This window comes from Serratia grimesii NBRC 13537 (genome assembly GCF_001590905.1).
Classification (GTDB): domain Bacteria; phylum Pseudomonadota; class Gammaproteobacteria; order Enterobacterales; family Enterobacteriaceae; genus Serratia; species Serratia grimesii.
Genome location: NZ_BCTT01000034.1, coordinates 1 through 1,633 on the forward strand (window position 1 = coordinate 1; position 1,633 = coordinate 1,633).

1 rRNA gene is annotated in these 1,633 nt (G+C 53.3%); it reads left to right on the forward strand.

Annotated features, from left to right (window positions below):
- Window positions 1-41 precede the first annotated feature (41 nt).
- A 16S ribosomal RNA gene (locus SGR01S_RS23480) occupies window positions 42-1,584 on the forward strand.
- Window positions 1,585-1,633: the final 49 nt, after the last annotated feature.

The window sequence follows — 1,633 nt, forward strand, 5'->3', positions numbered from 1 at the left end:
TTTTCGAGCATCGCTTCACGAGTTGAAGCAAATCAAGCTTTTAATTGAAGAGTTTGATCATGGCTCAGATTGAACGCTGGCGGCAGGCCTAACACATGCAAGTCGAGCGGTAGCACAGGAGAGCTTGCTCTCTGGGTGACGAGCGGCGGACGGGTGAGTAATGTCTGGGAAACTGCCTGATGGAGGGGGATAACTACTGGAAACGGTAGCTAATACCGCATAACGTCTTCGGACCAAAGTGGGGGACCTTCGGGCCTCACGCCATCAGATGTGCCCAGATGGGATTAGCTAGTAGGTGGGGTAATGGCTCACCTAGGCGACGATCCCTAGCTGGTCTGAGAGGATGACCAGCCACACTGGAACTGAGACACGGTCCAGACTCCTACGGGAGGCAGCAGTGGGGAATATTGCACAATGGGCGCAAGCCTGATGCAGCCATGCCGCGTGTGTGAAGAAGGCCTTCGGGTTGTAAAGCACTTTCAGCGAGGAGGAAGGGTTCAGTGTTAATAGCACTGTTCATTGACGTTACTCGCAGAAGAAGCACCGGCTAACTCCGTGCCAGCAGCCGCGGTAATACGGAGGGTGCAAGCGTTAATCGGAATTACTGGGCGTAAAGCGCACGCAGGCGGTTTGTTAAGTCAGATGTGAAATCCCCGCGCTTAACGTGGGAACTGCATTTGAAACTGGCAAGCTAGAGTCTTGTAGAGGGGGGTAGAATTCCAGGTGTAGCGGTGAAATGCGTAGAGATCTGGAGGAATACCGGTGGCGAAGGCGGCCCCCTGGACAAAGACTGACGCTCAGGTGCGAAAGCGTGGGGAGCAAACAGGATTAGATACCCTGGTAGTCCACGCTGTAAACGATGTCGACTTGGAGGTTGTGCCCTTGAGGCGTGGCTTCCGGAGCTAACGCGTTAAGTCGACCGCCTGGGGAGTACGGCCGCAAGGTTAAAACTCAAATGAATTGACGGGGGCCCGCACAAGCGGTGGAGCATGTGGTTTAATTCGATGCAACGCGAAGAACCTTACCTACTCTTGACATCCAGAGAATTCGCTAGAGATAGCTTAGTGCCTTCGGGAACTCTGAGACAGGTGCTGCATGGCTGTCGTCAGCTCGTGTTGTGAAATGTTGGGTTAAGTCCCGCAACGAGCGCAACCCTTATCCTTTGTTGCCAGCGCGTAATGGCGGGAACTCAAAGGAGACTGCCGGTGATAAACCGGAGGAAGGTGGGGATGACGTCAAGTCATCATGGCCCTTACGAGTAGGGCTACACACGTGCTACAATGGCGTATACAAAGAGAAGCGAACTCGCGAGAGCAAGCGGACCTCATAAAGTACGTCGTAGTCCGGATCGGAGTCTGCAACTCGACTCCGTGAAGTCGGAATCGCTAGTAATCGTAGATCAGAATGCTACGGTGAATACGTTCCCGGGCCTTGTACACACCGCCCGTCACACCATGGGAGTGGGTTGCAAAAGAAGTAGGTAGCTTAACCTTCGGGAGGGCGCTTACCACTTTGTGATTCATGACTGGGGTGAAGTCGTAACAAGGTAACCGTAGGGGAACCTGCGGTTGGATCACCTCCTTACCTAATGATATTGATTGCGTGAAGTGCTCACACAGATTGTCTGATGAAA